At 71.0% G+C, this 17,843-nt stretch carries 17 protein-coding genes and 1 pseudogene; 5 read left to right on the top strand and 13 right to left on the bottom strand.

Features of this window, described 5'->3' with window-relative positions; translation table 11 throughout:
• Positions 1 to 78: 78 nt before the first annotated feature.
• From BT98_RS0103325 to secD, 3 genes are all read right to left on the bottom strand, one after another.
• Complete coding sequence (locus BT98_RS0103325; protein WP_157223091.1) at positions 79 to 1,014, bottom strand: tripartite tricarboxylate transporter substrate-binding protein; 936 nt, start codon at positions 1,012 to 1,014, stop codon at positions 79 to 81.
• A 61-nt stretch (positions 1,015 to 1,075) separates the two neighbouring features.
• Complete coding sequence (gene secF / locus BT98_RS0103320) at positions 1,076 to 2,110, bottom strand: protein translocase subunit SecF (protein WP_019459995.1); 1,035 nt, start codon at positions 2,108 to 2,110, stop codon at positions 1,076 to 1,078.
• Between the two features lie 12 nt (positions 2,111 to 2,122).
• Positions 2,123 to 3,706 (bottom strand): protein translocase subunit SecD, encoded by a 1,584-nt coding sequence (gene secD / locus BT98_RS0103315; protein WP_026032996.1) that lies wholly within the window; start codon positions 3,704 to 3,706, stop codon positions 2,123 to 2,125.
• A gap of 259 nt (positions 3,707 to 3,965) precedes the next feature.
• On the opposite strand from secD, the gene BT98_RS0103310 reads away from it, so the two are divergent.
• A complete protein-coding gene (locus tag BT98_RS0103310) occupies positions 3,966 to 4,937 on the top strand; it encodes a Gfo/Idh/MocA family protein (protein ID WP_019459997.1) in 972 nt (323 codons plus the stop codon).
• A 638-nt stretch (positions 4,938 to 5,575) separates the two neighbouring features.
• On the opposite strand, the gene BT98_RS0103305 is transcribed toward BT98_RS0103310, so the two are convergent.
• The 7 genes from BT98_RS0103305 to hisI all read right to left on the bottom strand — a co-directional run bounded on the left by BT98_RS0103305 (position 5,576) and on the right by hisI (position 11,755).
• Positions 5,576 to 5,998, bottom strand: a complete 423-nt coding sequence (locus tag BT98_RS0103305) for a hypothetical protein (RefSeq protein WP_019459998.1) — start codon at positions 5,996 to 5,998, stop codon at positions 5,576 to 5,578.
• Between the two features lie 67 nt (positions 5,999 to 6,065).
• Positions 6,066 to 6,716 carry a DUF1345 domain-containing protein gene (locus tag BT98_RS23090; RefSeq protein WP_019459999.1) on the bottom strand — a complete coding sequence of 217 codons (651 nt, stop codon included), beginning with the start codon at positions 6,714 to 6,716 and terminating at the stop codon, positions 6,066 to 6,068.
• A 22-nt stretch (positions 6,717 to 6,738) separates the two neighbouring features.
• Entirely contained in the window at positions 6,739 to 7,968 is a 1,230-nt protein-coding gene (lpxB, locus tag BT98_RS23085) for a lipid-A-disaccharide synthase (protein ID WP_019460000.1), read from the bottom strand.
• Entirely contained in the window at positions 7,965 to 8,885 is a 921-nt protein-coding gene (locus tag BT98_RS0103290; RefSeq protein ID WP_019460001.1) for a carbon-nitrogen hydrolase family protein, read from the bottom strand. The genes lpxB and BT98_RS0103290 overlap by 4 nt, the downstream gene beginning before the upstream one ends.
• Entirely contained in the window at positions 8,882 to 9,514 is a 633-nt protein-coding gene (locus BT98_RS0103285; protein WP_026032997.1) for an acetyltransferase, read from the bottom strand. Before BT98_RS0103285 ends, BT98_RS0103290 begins: the two co-directional genes overlap by 4 nt.
• 34 nt (positions 9,515 to 9,548) lie before the next feature.
• Positions 9,549 to 11,123 (bottom strand): tetratricopeptide repeat protein, encoded by a 1,575-nt coding sequence (locus BT98_RS0103280; RefSeq protein ID WP_019460003.1) that lies wholly within the window; start codon positions 11,121 to 11,123, stop codon positions 9,549 to 9,551.
• A 137-nt stretch (positions 11,124 to 11,260) separates the two neighbouring features.
• On the bottom strand, positions 11,261 to 11,755 hold the full coding sequence (gene hisI, locus BT98_RS0103275; protein WP_019460004.1) for a phosphoribosyl-AMP cyclohydrolase: 495 nt from the start codon (positions 11,753 to 11,755) through the stop codon (positions 11,261 to 11,263).
• A gap of 43 nt (positions 11,756 to 11,798) precedes the next feature.
• Here hisI and BT98_RS0103270 point away from each other — a divergent pair, with 43 nt between their 5' ends.
• From BT98_RS0103270 to BT98_RS23075, 4 genes and pseudogenes are all read left to right on the top strand, one after another.
• The gene (locus BT98_RS0103270) at positions 11,799 to 12,254 is read left to right on the top strand and encodes a Fur family transcriptional regulator (protein WP_019460005.1); all 456 of its coding nucleotides are present in this window, start codon (positions 11,799 to 11,801) and stop codon (positions 12,252 to 12,254) included.
• A gap of 122 nt (positions 12,255 to 12,376) precedes the next feature.
• Positions 12,377 to 13,833: pseudogene (locus BT98_RS28535) on the top strand (anion permease).
• 139 nt (positions 13,834 to 13,972) lie between these two features.
• Positions 13,973 to 14,407: a hypothetical protein gene (locus BT98_RS0103260; protein ID WP_026032999.1), complete on the top strand. Its 435-nt coding sequence runs from the start codon at positions 13,973 to 13,975 to the stop codon at positions 14,405 to 14,407.
• A 131-nt stretch (positions 14,408 to 14,538) separates the two neighbouring features.
• Positions 14,539 to 15,009 carry an SRPBCC domain-containing protein gene (locus tag BT98_RS23075; protein WP_019460008.1) on the top strand — a complete coding sequence of 157 codons (471 nt, stop codon included), beginning with the start codon at positions 14,539 to 14,541 and terminating at the stop codon, positions 15,007 to 15,009.
• Here BT98_RS23075 and metC read toward each other — a convergent pair.
• Genes metC through BT98_RS0103240 form a run of 3 tightly spaced genes read right to left on the bottom strand, consistent with a single transcriptional unit; the run spans position 15,006 to position 17,821 of the window.
• Entirely contained in the window at positions 15,006 to 16,211 is a 1,206-nt protein-coding gene (gene metC, locus BT98_RS0103250; protein ID WP_019460009.1) for a cystathionine beta-lyase, read from the bottom strand. The two genes, BT98_RS23075 and metC, sit on opposite strands and share 4 nt — an antisense overlap.
• Positions 16,211 to 17,083, bottom strand: a complete 873-nt coding sequence (locus BT98_RS0103245) for a sulfurtransferase (protein WP_027297147.1) — start codon at positions 17,081 to 17,083, stop codon at positions 16,211 to 16,213. The genes metC and BT98_RS0103245 overlap by 1 nt, the downstream gene beginning before the upstream one ends.
• 6 nt (positions 17,084 to 17,089) lie before the next feature.
• Entirely contained in the window at positions 17,090 to 17,821 is a 732-nt protein-coding gene (locus BT98_RS0103240; RefSeq protein ID WP_019460011.1) for an alanyl-tRNA editing protein, read from the bottom strand.
• Positions 17,822 to 17,843 lie beyond the last annotated feature (22 nt).

Here is a 17,843-nt window from a genome sequence, read left to right as displayed (position 1 = left end):
TTAGTATCAAAAAATAGACAATACAGAAGTGTGAACATTGCGGAAATCTTCATGCTTTCCGTAAGCTCCCGAAGGGAACTACAGCTTCAGCGACGCCAGTTGCCGACGGACCAGCCGTGTCCAGTCGGCCTCACTCAGAAAGGCGGGAAGTATGCCCGCGGCATTCGACTGCGCCACGTATTCCGGGTCCGCCACCACCTTGGCCAGCGCCGTGGCCAACGGAATGGCCAGGGCATCTGGCGTACCGGCGGGCAGCACGAAGCCGCGCCGGGCGGAGGCCACCAGGGGAATGCCCCGCTCACTCAGGATGGGTGTTTCCGGCAGAAGGGCGCAGCGCTCCGCCAGGGCCAGCCCCAGCACCGTGAGCCGGCCTTCCTGCAACGCGGCGATGGCATCGGAGAGCCGGACCAGAGCGGCAGAGACATTGCCTGAGAGGGTCGCTTGCCGGGCGGCGGCGGCGGAGGGGAAGTGCAGCGGCACCAGCGGCAGGTGTTCCTGCAGCATTGGCGCGGCAAGGGCGGCGGTGGAACCCTCCGGTGGCAGAGCCAGGGTTTGCGGCTCCCGCTCACGTTGCAGGCCGGCAAGGCTCGTTTCCGGCGGCGCGACGAGCGCGAGGGGATCCTCCGCCACCGCGCCGAGGAGGCGCAGCCGCCTGAGCAGGCCCGGGGCGCGGCCCTTTCCGGGTTCCACGAAGATGTCGGGCGTGACCGCATAGCCCAGGCTGCGGCCATTGACGGGGGCGGCGGCGATGCCGGCGAGCAGTTGCGCGCGGGTGGCATCCGGGCGGTTCACCACGGAAACGGCGTAGCGCGGCAGGTGGCGTTCCAGAAAGGGGGCGAAGGCCCGGAGCCAGAGGTCGCTCGGCCCGCCCTCCGCCCCTCCGGTCAGCAGGGTGACCTCCCCCGCGGCCCCGGCGGGATGGGCCCGCGCCGGGAAAGGCGCCGCCAGCCCCGCCGCCAGGCTCAGCAACAGGCGCCTGCCCGGTGCCGCCGCTGGCCTCACCGGCGAAGCCACGGGCCGGGTCTCCACAGGGCTCCGGCCGGCATCTCCTCGGCCCGGCCCCATCGGCCCGCCGTCATCGTTGCGGCTGGGCCTCCGGCTTCTTTGCGGGTGTCTGGGCAGGTTTCTGCGAGGGCTTCGCCGGAGTCTTCATGCCGGTTGCCGAAGGCGCTGCGGGGCGCGCCTCGCCACGGCGCAGCCGGTGTTCGCCCAGGAAGAGCAGCAGCGGCGCCGCGATGAAGATGGAGGAGGAGGTCGCCACCACGATGCCGAAGATCACCGTCCAGGCGAAGCCGGACAGGGTGTCGCCGCCGAAGATGGCCAGTGGCAGGGCGGACAGCAGCAGCGTGACCGAGGTGCCGACGGTGCGGTTCAGCGTCTGGTTGATCGACAGGTCGATCACCTCCCGCAACGGCGTGGTCTTGAACTTGCGCAGGTTCTCGCGGACGCGGTCATAGACCACGACCTTGTCGTTCACGCCGAAGCCGATGATCGTCAGGATCGCGGCGACGGTGGTCAGGTTGAACTCGATCTGCGTGACGGCCAGGAAGCCCACCGCCTTGGTGGTGTCGAGGATCAGCGTCGTCACCGCGCCCACGGCGAACTGCCATTCGAAGCGGACCCAGATGTAGACCAGCATCGCCAGCAGCGAGAAGCCGAGGGCGTAGAGCCCGTTGCGGAACAGCTCGTCCGAGACGCGGTTGCCCACGGCGTCGGTACGCAGGATGCGGCTGCCGGGGGCGACCTGGTCCAGCGCGCCGCGCACGCGGTTGACGACCTGCTGCGTCGCCGCCTCGTCGCCCTGCACGGGCAGGCGGATCAGCACGCTGTCGGGGCTGCCGAATTCCTGCACGCCAGCCTCGCCCACGCCCAGTGCGTCGAGCGCGGAGCGGGTGCGGGCCAGGTCGGCGGGCCCCGGGGTGCGCACCTCCATGAGGATGCCGCCCTTGAAGTCGATGCCCTTCTCCAGCCCCGGATGGAAGGCGAGCACCACCGAGGCCAGCGACAGGATCGCCGAGACCAGGATGCCCATGTAGCGGCCGCGCATGAAGGGGATGCGCGTGCCGTCCGGGACGACGCGGAAGAGGGGATGGGTCAGGAGTCGAAGCATGGTTTGCCCCCTTCAGACCGGCAGGCTGCGCGGCCGGCGCGAGCGGAACCAGTACGAGATCATCAGGCGGACCAGCGTGGTGGCGGTGAAGAGGTGCACGACGGTGCCCAGCGCCACGGTCACCGCGAAGCCCTTCACCGGGCCGGAGCCGAAGAGGTAGAGCGCGGCCATGGCCAGCAGGTTGGTGACGTTGCTGTCCAGGATGGTGCCATAGGCCTTGCTGAAGCCTGCCTCCAGCGCGGAGGCGGGCGCGCGCCCGGCCTGCACCTCCTCGCGGATGCGCTCGTTGATCAGGATGTTGGCATCCACCGCCGTGCCGAGGGTGAGCACGACGCCGGCGATTCCGGGCAGGGTGAGCGTGGCGCCGAGCAGCGAAAGCGCGGCGCCGGTGAGCACGAGGTTCACCAGCAGGGCGAGGTTGGCGAACCAGCCGAAGAGCCCGTAGGCGGTGCCCATGTAGAGCAGCACGAAGAGCGTGCCGGTGCCGAGCGCGATCAGCCCGGCGCGGATGGCGTCGGCGCCGAGCTCGGGGCCGACCGTGCGCTCCTCCACCACCGTCAGCGGCGCAGGCAGGGCGCCGGCGCGCAGGAGGGCGGCGAGGTCGCTGGCCGACTGGGCGTTGAAGGAGCCGCTGATCTGACCGCGCCCGCCCGTGATGGGCTCGCGGATCACCGGGGCGGTCAGCACCTTGTCGTCCAGCACGATGGCGAAGGGGCGGCCGACATTGGCGCGGGTGATGTCGGCGAAGCGGCGGGAGCCGACCGAATCGAAGGTGAAGCTCACCACCCATTCGCGCGTCTGCGGGTCCTGCGAGGCGCGGGCGTCGGACAGGTTGGCGCCGTCCACCGCCACCTGCCGGCGCACGGCATAGCGCTGGCCGTCGCGCTCCCCGGTCAGGAACATGGTGCCGGGCGGCGGCACGGTGGCCTGCGGGTTCGCGTTCTCGTCCAGCAGGTGGAAGGTCATCTTGGCGGTGCGGCCGAGGAGCTGTTTGATCCGGTTCGGATCGTCCACGCCGGGGAGCTGCACCAGCACGCGGTCCTGGCCCTGGCGGGCGACAAGGGCCTCGGCCACGCCGGTTTCGTCCACGCGGCGGCGGACGATCTCGACCGACTGGTCCACCGCGCCGCTGGCCCGGGCCTGGAGCCCGGCCTGGGTGACGGTCACGTTCAGTGCGCCGTCACCGGTGGCGGCGACCTCGATGTCCGGGCTGGTGGCGCCGGTGGAGGCGGTGACCGGGTTCGCCAGGTCGCGAAGCTGGGCCGCCGCCGTGTCGGCCTGGGCCGGGTCGCGCAGGCGCACGGTCACGCGGCGGTTCGGCTCGTCCGTCGCGATGGCGGTGTAGCCGATATTGGCCTGCCGCAGCTGGGTGCGGGCGCCGTCGGCGATGGCCTCCAGCCGGTCATGCGCCACGCGGTTCAGGTCCACCTCCAGCAGCAGGTAGGAACCGCCGCGCAGGTCGAGGCCGAGGGAGATCTGCCGCTGCGCCCAGGAGGGCAGGGCGGAGCTGGGGAGGAAGTTGGGAAGGCAGAGCAGGATGCCGAGCGCGATGACACCGAGGATCGCGGCGACCTTCCATCGCGCGAAGTACAACATGGTCCTTGAGATCAGCCCCTGGTTGAGGGGGCGGAACATGAAGTTTGCGCCGGTTTCATGCAAGACGCTGGCGTGATGCGGATGGTGACAGGGATGCCGCGCCGCCCCGGGCGTGGTTTTCCCGCCCGCTTTCCCGCCCGTCCTCTCCGCTGGCCACCGCCTCCCGGGGGCCTTGCGCGCTTCAACCCGGCGCCCGGATGATCTAGAGCCGGCGGCGGAGTGCATGGGTGATGCACGCGATCGGTGCCGGAGAAGACGGATGCGGCTGAAGCTGGGCGTGCTCGGAGCAGGGCATTTCGGACGGTTCCACGTGCTGAAGGCGGCCGCGGGCCCACGGGTGGAGCTGGTGGGGCTGCACGACCATGACCCGGAGCGCGCCGCCACCGTGGCCGGGGAGGTGGGGGTGCCGGCGCTGCCCGCCGCCGAGGTGATCGCGCGGGCCGATGCGGTGATCGTGGCGACGCCGACCGCCTTCCACCACGGGCTGGCGTGGCAGGCACTGGAGGCCGGGCGGCATGTGCTGGTGGAGAAGCCCATTGCCGCGACGCTGGCCGAGGCGGACGAGCTGATCGCCCTGGCGGCGGCGAAGGGGCTCGTGCTGCAGGTCGGGCATCTGGAGCGCTTCTCGGCCGGCTTCGCCGCGCTGATGGGCGGGGAGGGCGGGGTCGCGGCCCGGATCGGGCGGCCGCTCTACATGGAGGCCGTGCGGATCGCACCCTTCCGCCCCCGCTCACTGGATGTGCCGGTGGTGCTGGACCTGATGGTGCACGACATCGACCTGGCCTTCGCGCTGTTCGGCGCGCCATTGGTCGGCGTCGATGCGGTGGGCGGGCCGATCGCCTCGGCGCAGACGGACATCGCCAATGCCCGGCTGCGCTTCGGCAATGGCGGGGTGGCGACGCTGACGGCGAGCCGGGTCAGCCTGAAGATGGAGCGGCGGCTGCGCCTCTTCGGCACCGAGGGCTATCTGCAGATGGATTTCCTGGCCCGCACCATGCACGTGGTGCGCAAGGGCGAGGGCGCGGCGCTGGAGCAGCTTCCGGGCTTCGGCGCGGAACAGTCCTCCTGGCAGGACCGCGACAGCCTGGAGGCCGAACATGCGGGCTTCGTGGCGGCCTGCCTGGATGGCGCGCCGGTGCGGGTGGATGGCGCGGCCGGGCGTGCGGCGCTGGATGCCGCGCTGCGGGTGGAGGAGGCGCTGGCCGCCTCGCGTCTCGCCGCCGGAGTCTGAGTGGAGGTCCCGGCTTTCTCTTCGGTCTCAACATTGCCGGGATGATGAACGCCAACATGCTGAACAGCCGGTTTGGGGCTGCGCCTCGGCGATGACCGGCTGTTCCACGCCGGCACGGTGATCGCGACCGTGTCCGGACTGGTGCGGCCAGTTTCATGACCGGTGCCATGGCGGCCTCCGCACAAGGCCGGGGCCGCCTCGGCGCCCACCGGGGAACGCAATCGGACTGGCGGCGCTGGGGAACGCGGCGGTGGGCTGGCTTTCCGACGGCACCCCCTGGTCCACGGCGCTGGTGACGAACCTGCTGATGTTGGGGGCAACGGCGAGGCGGGGTAAACCCGTTCGTCTGTGTGATTTGGCTGCCGGGGAAAGTAAAAGGCTTACTTGGTCCAGTTGCTATCCGAGAATTCCTGAAAATTCTGTATTCCTGGGTTCGTTCAAGACAAAGCGCCGCCAGGAACCCGGATTGGAATATGCAACCGATTTTCTTTCCCCTGAGGAGGGGACGGTCCCGTTTTTTCCACCTAACAAGGACCCATTCCGAAAGCATGATGGCCCAAGCTATTGCTGAGTGTATTTTGTGGGACCGTCACCGAGCCTGACACGACATAGCCGTGTCGGTAACGGCTGTATGAAGATCAGCTCGATGGATCCGGCGAAAAAGGAACTGAACTGAAGCGTTCGCGCAGGCGCTGCAGGTCACGTCGCACCCAGTCCTGGTCGTGCCGGAAGGCTTCCTCTGACATGCCAGGCTGGCGGTAGAGGGTGAGCATCACCTCGGCACCTTCGCCATTGGCGACGACTCGCATTGGTACATGGACCATCTTTCCGTCCTGGAGCTCCACCCAGTGGTCCATGACGCCGAAGGCATTGTGACCGGTGAAGCGGATCCGGATTGGGCCTTCGGAGCCCAGGGCTTCCCAGGCATCGCCATCCGGTTCCAACGAGGAGGCGCTGAGTCCGGTGGCCCAGAGCGGAAAGCTCTCTGGATGCCAGAGCGCCTCGTAGAGCGACCGCCAGTTGCGCGCGACGCTGATGCTGAGCGTCTGGGCCTCCAACATGGTGTCTCCTTTTCCTCCCATGCCACAGATTCTGACAGGGTCTTGACATGTCAATGCGTGTTCAGCGTCAACCTGCGAGTCCGGCCGCGATATTGACCGTCCCGGCGATGACGGCGGCATTGAAGATGAAGGACAGGATGCCGTGCAGCAGCACCAGCCGCCGCATCCCGGGAGAGGAGGTGGTGACGTCCGAGACCTGGGCGGTCATGCCCACGGTGAAGGAGAAATAGAGGAATTCCAGCAGGTCCGGATGCTTCTCGCCGCCGGGGAACTCGATGCCGCCGCGCAGCGCTGCCTCGTGCATGTAGTGCGTCGCGAAGAGTACCTGCACGAAGACCCAGGACAGCAGGACCGTGGCCATGGCGAGGGCGGAGGTCCAGGGCGAATCCCCCTTGGCCCCGGCCATGTCGAGCGCCACTCCGATCAGGGACACCAGCACCGCCGTCACCGTGCCGCCCAGCACGCCCCAGCGCGTCTCGTCCAGGGCCTCGGCGCGTTTCTTGGCCAGCCTCGGATCGGCGGTCAGGGCGCCATGGAGCAGCATCAGGAGATAGACCAGCATCGCCGCGTTCCAGCCGATGAGCAGGGCGGCGGAATGGCGCAGCGGGGTGAAGCGGGCCAGGGCGCCCCAGCAGCCCAGCCCGACCAGCAGGCCCAGGGAGAGGCCGGGGCGAAGGCGCAGGCTTCTCGTGGCGAAGCGCAGCGACGGGATCAGCATGGTGCGGGCGGGGCCCTCCGGCTCAGGCGCCGGCGGCCGGGAGGGAGGGCTCCGATTCGGCGGGCGGCGGGAGGGATGATGGCGCCCGGGCCGCGATTTCCGCCAGCACCGCCCGGGCGGCGGCCTGGCTGGGCAGCAGGCCCGGGCCGGGGCGGAGCTGTTCCAGCAGGCGGGCGAAGCCTTCCTCCTGCCCCTGCCGGGCGCCGGGTTCGGCGAGGAGCCGGACCAGCTCGGCGGACAGCTTCTCCGGCGTGCAGTTCTCCTGGATGTATTCCGGGATCACCTCGGCGTCGGCCAGCAGGTTCACGATGCTGGCGAAGCGCACCTTGATGATGCGACGGACGATTTCCGCCGTGACCGGGTTCACGCGATAGGCCACGGCCATCGGCACCCGGGCGAGTGCCACCTCCAGCGAGGAGGTGCCGGACTTGATCAGCCCCACCCCGCCGCTTTCCCGCGCGGCGGCGAAGGCGTCGTATTTCTCCGCCACGTCGCGCACCAGGATCGGGGCGGGGGACCAGGAGGCGGTGCCGGCGCGGACGGCCTCCTCCACCGGCCCGGCCAGCGGCACCACGGGGCGCAGGCCGGGCACCCGTGCCTCGGTCCGGCGCAGAGCCTCGCCGAAGATGGGCAGGAGGCGGGCGACCTCGGTGCGGCGGCTGCCGGGCATGACCAGCACCACGCGCTCCTCCGGCGACAGGCCGTGGCGGGCACGGAAGCAGGCGGCGTCGCCCCGGTCGGCGCCGCTTTCCAGCACCGGATGGCCGACGAAGCTGACGGGGATGCCTGCCTTCTCGAAGAAGGGCGCCTCGAAGGGCAGCAGGGCCAGGATGCGGTCCACCTGCCGGGCGATCTTCTTCACGCGCCAAGGCTTCCAGGCCCAGACCTGCGGGGCGACGTAGTGCACCACCGACAGGCCAGTGGGGCGCACCCGGGCCGCGACGCGCAGGGCGAAGCTGGGCGCGTCGATGGTCACCAGCACAGCCGGGCGGCAGGCAGTGATGTCAGCCACCGTCTCGTCCAGCCGCCGGGCGAGGCGGCGGAGGTTCGGCAGCACCTCCAGCAGTCCCATCAGGGCGAGTTCCCGCATGGGGAAGAGGCTCTGGACCCCCTGTTCCGCCATGCGCTCCCCGCCCACTCCGGCGAAGCGGAGATCGGGGCGCATCGCACGCAGCGCGGCGATCAGCCGGGCGCCGAGCACGTCGCCGGAGGCTTCCCCGGCGACCAGATAGACCAGCGGCGCCTCCGTCATGCGAAGCGTCCCGGCAATGGAATGGGGAAGGGGGCGGCGGGCCAGTCGCGGTGGTTGCGCACCCCGCCATCGGCCCGCACCGCCTCGATCCGGGCGGGATCGAGCGTGGCCAGCACCCAGCCGGGCTCGTCCAGCGCGCCGCGGGCCAGGACGCCATCCTCCGGGAAGCCGCGATCGACCGGGCCGAAGACCGCCGCGAAGCCCCGGTTCACGTCCAGCGCCGCCGACCAGGGGGCAAGGCCCACGGTGGGGGTGACGGCGACGTAGCACTGGCTTTCCAGCGCCCGGGCGGCGGCGGAGAAGCGCACGCGGTTGAAGCCGTGCATCGTGTCCGTGCAGGAGGGGGCGAGGACCAGCCAAGCCCCGGCCTCGACCTGGGCGCGGACATGGGCCGGGAACTCCACGTCGTAGCAGATGGAGATGCCGATCCGGCCCCAGGGCGTGTCGAAGACCTGCGGCGCGGCACCAGGGGAGACGATCCAGCGCTCGGCCTCGAAGCGGGTCATGAAGCGCTTGTCCTGGAAGGCGAGGCGGCCTTCCGGGTCGATCAGCGGGGCGCGGTTGCGCACCAGCCCGTCCGGGCCGCGCATGGGCAGGGTGCCGGGGAGCAGCCAGAGCCCGGCGCGGCGGGCAGCCTCCTGCATGGCCGCCAGGATGGCGGGGGCGGCATCGGTCATGGCACGCAGCTCGCCGGCCTCGTCCACGGCGAGGCCGTCGCCCGTGCTGCCGGCCCATGCATTGCCGGAAAGAGCGGCGCCGAGTTCCACGGCGGCGTATTCCGGCAGGACGGCGAGGTCGGCCTGCCCGGCGATGCGGGCCAGCCAGGTGTCGAGCTTCGCCGCGAAGGCCGCCACGTCGCGCGGGCGCTCCACCGGGTATTGCAGCAGCGCGAGGCGGAGCGGGGCGGGCGGGGTCATGTCAGGTCCTTCAGCCAGGCGGTGAGCTCGTGCGCCACCTCGCCGCCGTCGCTCCCGATCTCCGGCCAGTCCATGCGCACCACGATTTCCGGATGGTGGCGGTAGCCGCGCCTTGCCCAGAACCCGTCCAGCGGCACATGCCCCGCCGGGCGGCGCGGATCCGCCGGGTCGCGCCGCACGCCCACGAAGGCGGCGTGCCTCAGGCCCAGGGCGCGGGCATGGGCCTCGCGCCCCTCGAAGAAGCGGAGGCCGATGCCCTGGCCGCGCCAGGGGGCGAGAAGGACCGATTCGCCGAAATAGCAGAAGGCCGCCGGGTCGAGCCCGGCCCGGGAGAAGGTCTCGCGCACCGCGTCATGGGTTTCCGCCATGGGCTGGCAGGTGGCGGCGCCGACGACCTCGCGGCCCCCTTCTTCCCCGGCAAAGGCCAGGACGGCGGCGGCATCGGGGCGGTCGGCATAGGCGGCGAGGTAGTCCTCCTCCCAGCGCGGATCGCCCTCGTAGAGATAGGGCCAGTCGCGGAACACCGCGACGCGCAGGCGAGACAGGGCCGGCAGCCAGGGGCGCAGCGCGGCGCCGCGCAGGGTCTCCGTGCGCAGGGGCGAGACGGGGTCGGACATTGGGTAGGGCATAGAGCAGTTCCACCCCACCGGGCTATGGGGCGGCTCAACCCCGTCCGAGCAGGCGCGACAGGAAGCCGCCGCCCTGGGCGGCTGTTGTGGGAGGCGGCGGCTCCGGCCGTGTGGGCGGCGCCGCGGCGAGGCTGGCGAGGAGACGGCGGGCGGCCTCGCTATCCGAGTGCCGCGCCAGCAGGCCCTGGCAGGCCAGCAGGGCTTCCTCGGCCGCCCCGGTGTCGCGCAGCAGGGTTGCCAGGGCCAGGGCATGGGACTCGGCCTGCGGGTCCAGCGCGACGGCCCGGCGCAGCGCGGCGACGGCCTCGGCCTCGCGGCCCTGGCCCGCCAGGGCGCGGCCGAGGCCGGCCTGGGCGCGGGCCCGTTCCACGGCGCGGGGACCGGTGGCGGAATCGACTTCCTCGGGGGCCAGGGCAGCGCGGAAATGCGGCTCGGCCAGGGCTGGCTCGCCGGCCTCCAGCAGAGCCTCGCCCGCCAGCACCGCCAGGGCGGCATCGCCCGGCACCCAGCCGCGTCCGGCCAGGGCGGCATCCACGGCCTCCCGCAGGCGGCCCTGGGCGGACAGGGCGACGGAAAGCCCGCCATGGACATGCGCGACGTCGCGGCGGACATCCAGGGCGGCCCGGAAGAAGGGCTCGGCCAGGGCGCCACGCCCGGCGGCGGTCAGCATGTGGCCGACCTCCTGCAACGGATCGAAGGCGCCCGACAGCACCGCGCCGTAGCGGGACCAGGCGGCGTCCAGCCGGTGCCAGCTCCCGTCCTCGAAGAAGCGGCGCAGCATCATGGGCACGAGCTCACGCTGATCGTCGCGAAGCAGGGCGGGATCGCAGCCATGGCGCAGGGCGCCCTCACGGAGGTGGGTGGCCCGGTCCTCATGCCCGCGCCGCAACGCCTCCCGCGCCACGACCCGATGCCAGACATGGGTCTGGCGGCGGCGGCGGAGCAGTTGGCGCAGCGCCAGCGGGTCGTTCGCCAGCACCGTGTCCAGCGCCTCCCCCAGCACCTGGCTGCTGCGGAACAGGTGGATTGCCCAGTGCTCCATGAAGGGTGCGGGCACCCAGTGCGCCAGCCCGGCCGCCATGATGGCGCGGGCCTGGGCACCGTCCTCGCGGTGATAGGGGTCGGCCACGATCACCGGCACCGGCGGCAGCTCGTCCGCGTCGATGTGCAGGCCGGCATGCAGCTTCCTGCGGAAATAGCCCGCGTAGCGGTTGTCCTCCGGCACCACGGCCGGGTCGATCGAGTATTGCGGCGAGATCGCCAGGGCATGGTTCACGCCCAGGCGCCGGGCATGCTTCAGCGCCGCATGTGCCCCCATGCTGTAGCCATAGGCGACGGTGCGCGCATCGACGAAGGGGCGGACCGCGCGGGCGGCGGCCTCGACGGAGCGGGCGGGATACCAGTCTGGCGCGTGGCTGACGATGCCGATCAGGTCGAGGCCGAGCCTGCGCGCCGGGACCATGCCCCAGGCGCGCGTTCCATCGGGGCGGAAGGTCAGGTCGGCGAAGGTCAGCAGCGTGCCACGGCCACCGGCCTTCCCCTCGGCGGGCTGGAGGACGACGCGCAGGTGGCCGTCGTCGAACAGGATCCGGGCGGCGGGTTCGGTCATGGGTGCGAACGGGTGGGGTGTCGGGCGGCCCGGCCCGTGCGGCGTCTCATTCCGCCGCCATTAGTGCCCGTGGGATGGATGCAACGCAAGGTGGAAGGGGAGCCTGGAGGACCTCCCTCCAGGTTGCCGGTGCCATGTTATCCGGAATGGCCGTGGGCGGGCGCGGCCGTGCCGTACAGCGTGGCCGGGTCTTCCAGGGGTTCGGCGATGGCGGCCAGTGCCTCCCCGCGCAGCGCCCAGGAGAAGCAGGAGCGCCGGCCGGTGTGGCAGGCCACGCCCACCTGGTCCACCAGCGCCAGCACAGCATCCCCGTCGCAGTCCAGGCGCAGCTCGCGCAGGTGCTGCACCTGGCCGGAGGTGTCGCCCTTGCGCCAGAGGCCCTGGCGGGAGCGGCTGTAATAGGTGACCCGGCCGGTCCGCAGGGTCTCGGCCACGGCCTCGCGGTTCATCCAGGCGAGCATCAGCACCTCGCCCGTGTCGTGCTGCTGCGCCACGGCGGCGACGAGGCCCTGGGCGTCGAAGCGCAGCCCGCCGAGGAACCGCGCGATCGCCGCCTCGCCGGGCGGCTGCGGGGCAGTTCCGGCATCAGGGCCGGGGTTGGTGCCAGGGGCGGCGATTGGGTGGCTCTGCATGCGATACTATATAACGCATCATGGACCGGATGGGAGCAGGGGCATGGCGCAGGGGCTTGAGGCGGCACTGGATCGGGCGGCGACATCCTGCCTGAAGCGCGGGGCGCAACTCACCCCGCTGCGGCGGCAGGTGCTGGGGCTGGTGCTGGGGGCGGACCAGCCACTGGGCGCCTATGCGCTGCTGGACCTGCTGAAGGCCGAGCGGCCGGGCGCGGCGCCCCCCACCGTGTACCGGGCGCTGGACTTCCTGCTGGAGCAGGGGCTGATCCACAAGGTCGAGCGGCTGAACGCCTTTGTCGGCTGCATGGAGGCTGATCATGGCCACGCCCACGGCCATCCGCACCAGTTCCTGATCTGCCGGCAGTGCGGCACCACCCAGGAGATGGCCGACCCGGCGGTGATGCAGGCGGTGGAGGCCGCCGCCCGGCGGGTCGGGTTCCGGCCGGACCATGCCACGGTGGAGGTGGAGGGGACCTGCGCCCGCTGCGCCGCAGCCTAGGCGGCCTATCGCCGGGGATGCGGGCCGCTCGCCCTTTGGTGATGGCGGGGACTTGATCCAGGTCAGAACGGGCCGCGCGAAGAAGGTGAAACTGGGCGGAGAACCGGATTCGGAACTTCGCCATGTCCAAGCGTGGATGGGTCGCCCCCGTCCTTCCCCTGGTGATCGGGGTCGGCATCGCCCTTCTGCCCCATCCTCCTGGCCTGCAGCAGCATGCCTGGTATTTCCTGGCCATCTTCGCGGCGGTCATCGCGGGGCTGATCACGGAGCCCATCCCCTCTCCGGCGGTGGGCTTCGTGGGCGTGGTGCTGGCGGGGCTCGCGGCGCAATGGGTGCTGTTCTCGCCGGAGCAGCTGGCGCAGCCGGGATTCAACCCGACCGCCGCTGCCGTGTCCTGGGCGCTGTCGGGCTTCTCCAACGGCACGGTCTGGCTGATCTTCGCAGCCTTCATCTTCTCGCTCGGTTATGAGCGGACCGGGCTGGGGCGGCGGCTGGCGCTGCTGCTGGTTTCCCGGCTCGGCGGGCGCACCCTGACGCTCGGCTATGCGGTGATGATCGCCGACGGCGTGCTGGCGCCCTTCACCCCGTCCAACACCGCGCGCAGCGGCGGCACCATCTTCCCGATCGTGAAGAACCTGCCGCCCCTTTATGATTCCAGGCCGAACGACCCCTCGGCGCGGCGGATCGGCAGCTACCTGATGTGGACGGCCATCGCCTCCACCTGCGTCACCAGCTCGCTCTTCCTCACCGCCCTGCGCCGAACCTGCTGGCGGTGGAGCTGGTGCGGCGGACCGCGCATATCTCGCTGGACTGGACCTCCTGGTTCGTCGGCTTCCTGCCGGTCGGCGCGATCCTGCTGCTGGCCACTCCCTGGCTCGCCTACAGGCTCTATCCGCCCGAGGTGCAGCGCAGCCCCGAGGTACAGGCCTGGGCCCAGGCGGAACTGAAGAACCTCGGCCCGCTCACGGGACGGGAGATCATGCTCGCGGCGCTGGTGGTGCTGGCGCTGGCGCTGTGGATCTTCGGCACCGGGATCATGGACCCGACCATGGCGGCGCTGCTGGTCGTGGCGCTGCTGGTGCTGACCGGCACCATCACCTGGAACGACGTGGTGACCGACAAGCCGGCCTGGAACACGCTGGTCTGGTTCGGCACGCTGGTGACCCTGGCCGGCGGGCTGGCCCAGGTTGGCGTGGTGCGCTGGATCGCCGCGCTGCTCGGCGGCGCGCTGGAGGGGCTGCCGGTGGTGCCGGCGATGGCGGCGCTGGTGCTGGCCTTCTTCCTGCTGCACTACCTCTTCGCCAGCGTGACCGCGCATGTCACCGCGCTGCTGCCGGTGATGCTGACCGTGGCGGCCGCCATCCCCGGGATGCCGATGGAGCGGATGGCGCTGATGCTGTGCCTGAGCCTGGGCATCATGGGCATCATCTCGCCCTATGGCACCGGGCCGAGCCCGATCTATGCCGGCAGCGGCTTCCTGCCGGTCAAGGATTTCTGGCGGCTGGGCACGATCTTCGGGGCGATCAACCTGATCGTCTTCCTGGCAGTGGGGCTGCCCTGGCTGATGCTGGTGAAGTAGGGCCCTGCCGGACGTTTTTCTTTCCATCGGGGAAAGCCGCACGGCTCCTCACCACCAAATGAGCGGGGGCGGGCACCGGAAAATTTCTGATTCGTATCGAATGGGGCGAGGATGCGACGGAAGTCGGAGGGCATGTCCCATGAGGATGGTTTGGGTTCTGGCGGTGCTCGGCCTGTTCCTGTTCGCTGGTGCCGGGCCTGCCGCGGCGGGCAATGACTGCCGGCAGTACAAGCCGACCGTGAGCATCGTCGTGGGGCCGGGCACCATTCCGCCGAGCAAGCGGCAGGCCGAGATCCATTATTTCTTCAGGGGAGCGCCCGCCTGCTGGGATGCGGTGCATCTCCGCTTCGGGATCGCGGGACGGGAGCCCTACATCATCCAGGAGATCAAGTCCGGCCGGAACTGCGGGATCTACAAGGACGGGCGGTCGCTGCCGGCCTGTGCCCACAAGGTGGGGACCGTCGAGTTCGGCACGACCTATGTGGTCGGGTTGCAGGAGTGCGACAAGCACGCCCTGTCGAGCGACGAGTGCTCGTCCTGGGCCTCCCAGACCGTGACCACGCCGAGGAACTGAGGACGGCGACGGCGGGCGCTGACCCGCCAGCGCCCATCGCCTTCCCTGGGCGGAGGTTCCGGCGCCTCCGGTTGCCTTCGCGGAGCCGGCCCTCCAGCCCAGTGTCCCCCCAGACGGACAGGACCGAAGCCATGCGGATCAGGACGGAGGTGCTCATCGATGCGCCGTTGGACGTGGTCTGGCGCGCCTTCAACGATCCCGCCGAGATCACGCAGTGGGACGCCTCCGATGACTGGCGCACCACCTGGGCGTCGAACGACCTTCGGGTCGGTGGCCTGCTCAGGCTCCGCATCGAACCCAGGCATGGCGAGGCAGGCTTCGACTTCGCCGCCACCTACACGTGGGTCGAGCCGATGCGGCGGATCGACTGGCGCATGGAGGATGGCCGCCATGTTCGTGTCGATTTCAGGGAGACGGGCGCGGGCGTGATGGTCAACCAGGCCTTCGACGCCGAAGCCGTGCCCTCCATCGAGGAGCAGTACCGGGACTGGCAGGACGTGCTCGAGAGTTTCGCCTGCCATGCCGCCGCGATCGCGGAACGGGCAGGAACTGGCGGGAGGGGCGGGGCCCCTCCCGCGAGGACACCGCCCCGGGGCATCTAGCGCGGCAGGGCGTCCAGCCCCGCCGCGAGGTCCGCGATCAGGTCCGCCGGGTCCTCCAGCCCGATATGCAGGCGGAAGGCCTGGCCGCCCAGGGCCAGGGGCGTGGCGGTGCGGGTAACGGCGGTGGGAAGGGCCAGGCTCTCATAGCCGCCCCAGGAGGCGCCGATGCCGAAATGGTGCAGCCCATCCACCAGGGCGCACATCTCCTCGCGGGAATAGCGCGGCTGCAGCACCACGCCGAAGAGAGAGCAGGTGCCGGTGAAGTCGCGCTTCCAGATCGCGTGCTGCGGGTGGGAGGGCAGGGCCGGGTGGAGGACGCGGGCGACCTCCGGCCGGCCTTCCAGCCAGCGGGCGACCTCCAGCCCGTTCTCCGCCTGATGCTTCAGCCGCACCGGCAGGGTACGGAGGCCACGCAGGGCAAGCCAGCAGTCGTCCGGGCTGGCGAACTGGCCCAGCGCCACATAGGCGTTGCGGACGGTCTGCCAGTCCTCGGGCGTATTCACGGTGACGCTGCCGAGCAGGATGTCGGAATGGCCGCCGACATACTTGGTCAGCGCCTGGATCGAGACATCGACGCCATGCTCGAAGGGCTGGAAGTGGTGGATGCCCCAGGTGTTGTCCATCAGCACCTTGGCGCCGTGGCGGTGCGCGGCGCGGACGATGGCGGGGATGTCCTGCACCTCGAAAGTATGGCTGCCGGGGCTTTCGGTCATCACCACGCGGGTGTTGGGGCGGAGCAGTGCCTCCATGCCCGCCTCGTCCACCAGCGGGTCGTAATACTCGACCTCGATCCCCCAGCCCCGGATCAGCCCGTCCGCGAGGCGCCGGGTGGGGCCGTAGATGCTGTCGGCGATCAGGCAGTGGTCGCCCGCCTTGAGATAGGCGAGCAGCGGCACGGCGATGGCGGCCAGGCCGGTGCCGACGATCAGGCAGCGCGTGCCACCCTCGACCTCGGCGATGGCATCCTCCAGCGCATGATGCGTCGGGCCGCCGGCGGTGCCGTAGGTAAGGACCTGCTCGAAGCTGCGCCTGTGGACGGCATCCATGGCCTCACAGGAGGCATGGAGCACGGTGGAGCCACGCTGCACTGGCGGGTTGACGAAGCCGTGCCGGCGCAGCGGCGCGCGGCCCGCCTGGGTCATGCGGGTCTCGAAGGAAAGCTCCGGGCGGGAAGCGGGCGGGCGGGGCAGCGTATCGGGCATCACTTGACCTTCGGGGTTTCGGGCCGGGCCGCCCATTCGGTCCAGGAGCCGTCATAGACGGCGGCCTCGGGCAGCCCGGCGCGATGCAAGCCGAAGGCCAGGACGCAGGCGGTGATGCCGGTGCCGCAGCTGGTCACCACCGGGCGCGTGCCGTCCACCCCGGCGGCGGCGAACTTCTCGCGCAGCGCCTCGGGCGGCAGGAAGGTGCCGCCGGGGGCGATGAGCTCGGTGGCGGGCAGGTTGCTGGCGCCGGGCATGTGGCCGGAGGGCAGGCCGGGGCGCGGTTCCGCCGCCGTGCCGTCGAAGCGGCCCCGGGCGCGGGCGTCGAGGATCAGCGCCGCGCCGCCTTCCGCATCCGGTGCCGTGGCGAAGGGGCTGGTCTGTCGTACGATCCGCTTCACGTCGCCGATGCCGGCCAGGAAGGCGGCGATGAAGTCGGGCTGGTAGGCGGCGGGTGTCGCGGGGGCGGGCTCGCCGCCTTCCACCGGGCGGCCTTCCGCCTGCCACTTCGGCAACCCGCCATCGAGCACGGCGACCTTGGTGTGGCCGAAGAGGCGCATCAGCCACCAGCCGCGCGGGGCGGAGAAGATGCCCTTCTGGTCGTAGAACACCACGCGCGTGTCGTTGCCGATGCCGAGCGTCCCGACGAGGCGCGCGAAGCGGCCCGCCGTGGGCACCATGTGCGGCAGGTCCGTCTCGGGGTCCGCGATCTCGTCCACGTCGAGGAAGCGGGCGCCGGGGATATGGGCCCGGGCGAACTCGGCGCGGCCGGTCCTGCCCTCGGGCGGCAGGTAGTAGGTGATGTCCAGGACCACGAGGTCCGGTTTGCCGAGCTCGGCGGCGAGCCATTCGGTGGTGACGAGCGAATCCATCCCGGTTCAGTCCTTCAGCACGATATGGACGCGGCGGTTCTGCTTGCCCTTGCTTTCCAGCTTGGTCACCTCCACCGCGCCGATCTCCCTGGTGGAGCGGACATGCGTGCCGCCGCAGGGCTGCAGGTCCACCGGCGATTCCTCGGAGCCGATGCGGACGAGGCGGATCTGGCCGGCGCCGCGCGGCGGCTGCACCGAGAGGGTGCGGACCAGGCCGGGATTGCGGTCCAGCTCGGCCTCCTCGATCCAGCGCTCCCCCACAGGATGGTCGGCGGCGATCAGCGCGTTGAGCTGCATGGTCAGCCATTCCTTCGGCGGCGGCTCGGGCAGGTCGAAGTCGAGGCGCGACTTCTCGGCCCCGATCTGGTTTCCGGTGGCGTAGATGCCCGGCATCACGGCGCAGAGCAGGTGCAGGGTGGTGTGCATCCGCATGTGGCGGTGGCGGCGCTCCCAGTCGATCGAGGCGACCACATGCGTGCCGGGCTCGGGGCGCGGCGCGTCCTCGGGCAGCGTGTGGAGGACGGTGTTGTCCGGCCCCTTCAGCGCCTCGGCGACCTTGGCCTCGGCGTAGCTCCCGTCCGGCTTCGCCCAGCGCAGCGTGCCGGAATCCCCGGGCTGGCCGCCGGCGCGGGCATAGAAGAGGGTGCGGTCCAGCACCACGCCCTCGGGGCCGGAGGAGACGACGGTCGCGCCCGCGTCGCGTCCATAGGGGTCGAGGCGGTACAGCAGCTCGGTCATCGTCGTTCCACTCCGCAAACGC

The sequence above is a fragment of the Roseomonas mucosa ATCC BAA-692 genome, from assembly GCF_000622225.1.
GTDB classification, from domain to species: domain Bacteria; phylum Pseudomonadota; class Alphaproteobacteria; order Acetobacterales; family Acetobacteraceae; genus Roseomonas; species Roseomonas mucosa.
Note: the sequence above shows the minus strand (reverse complement) of the source record. Positions and strands in the feature narration are given on the sequence as shown.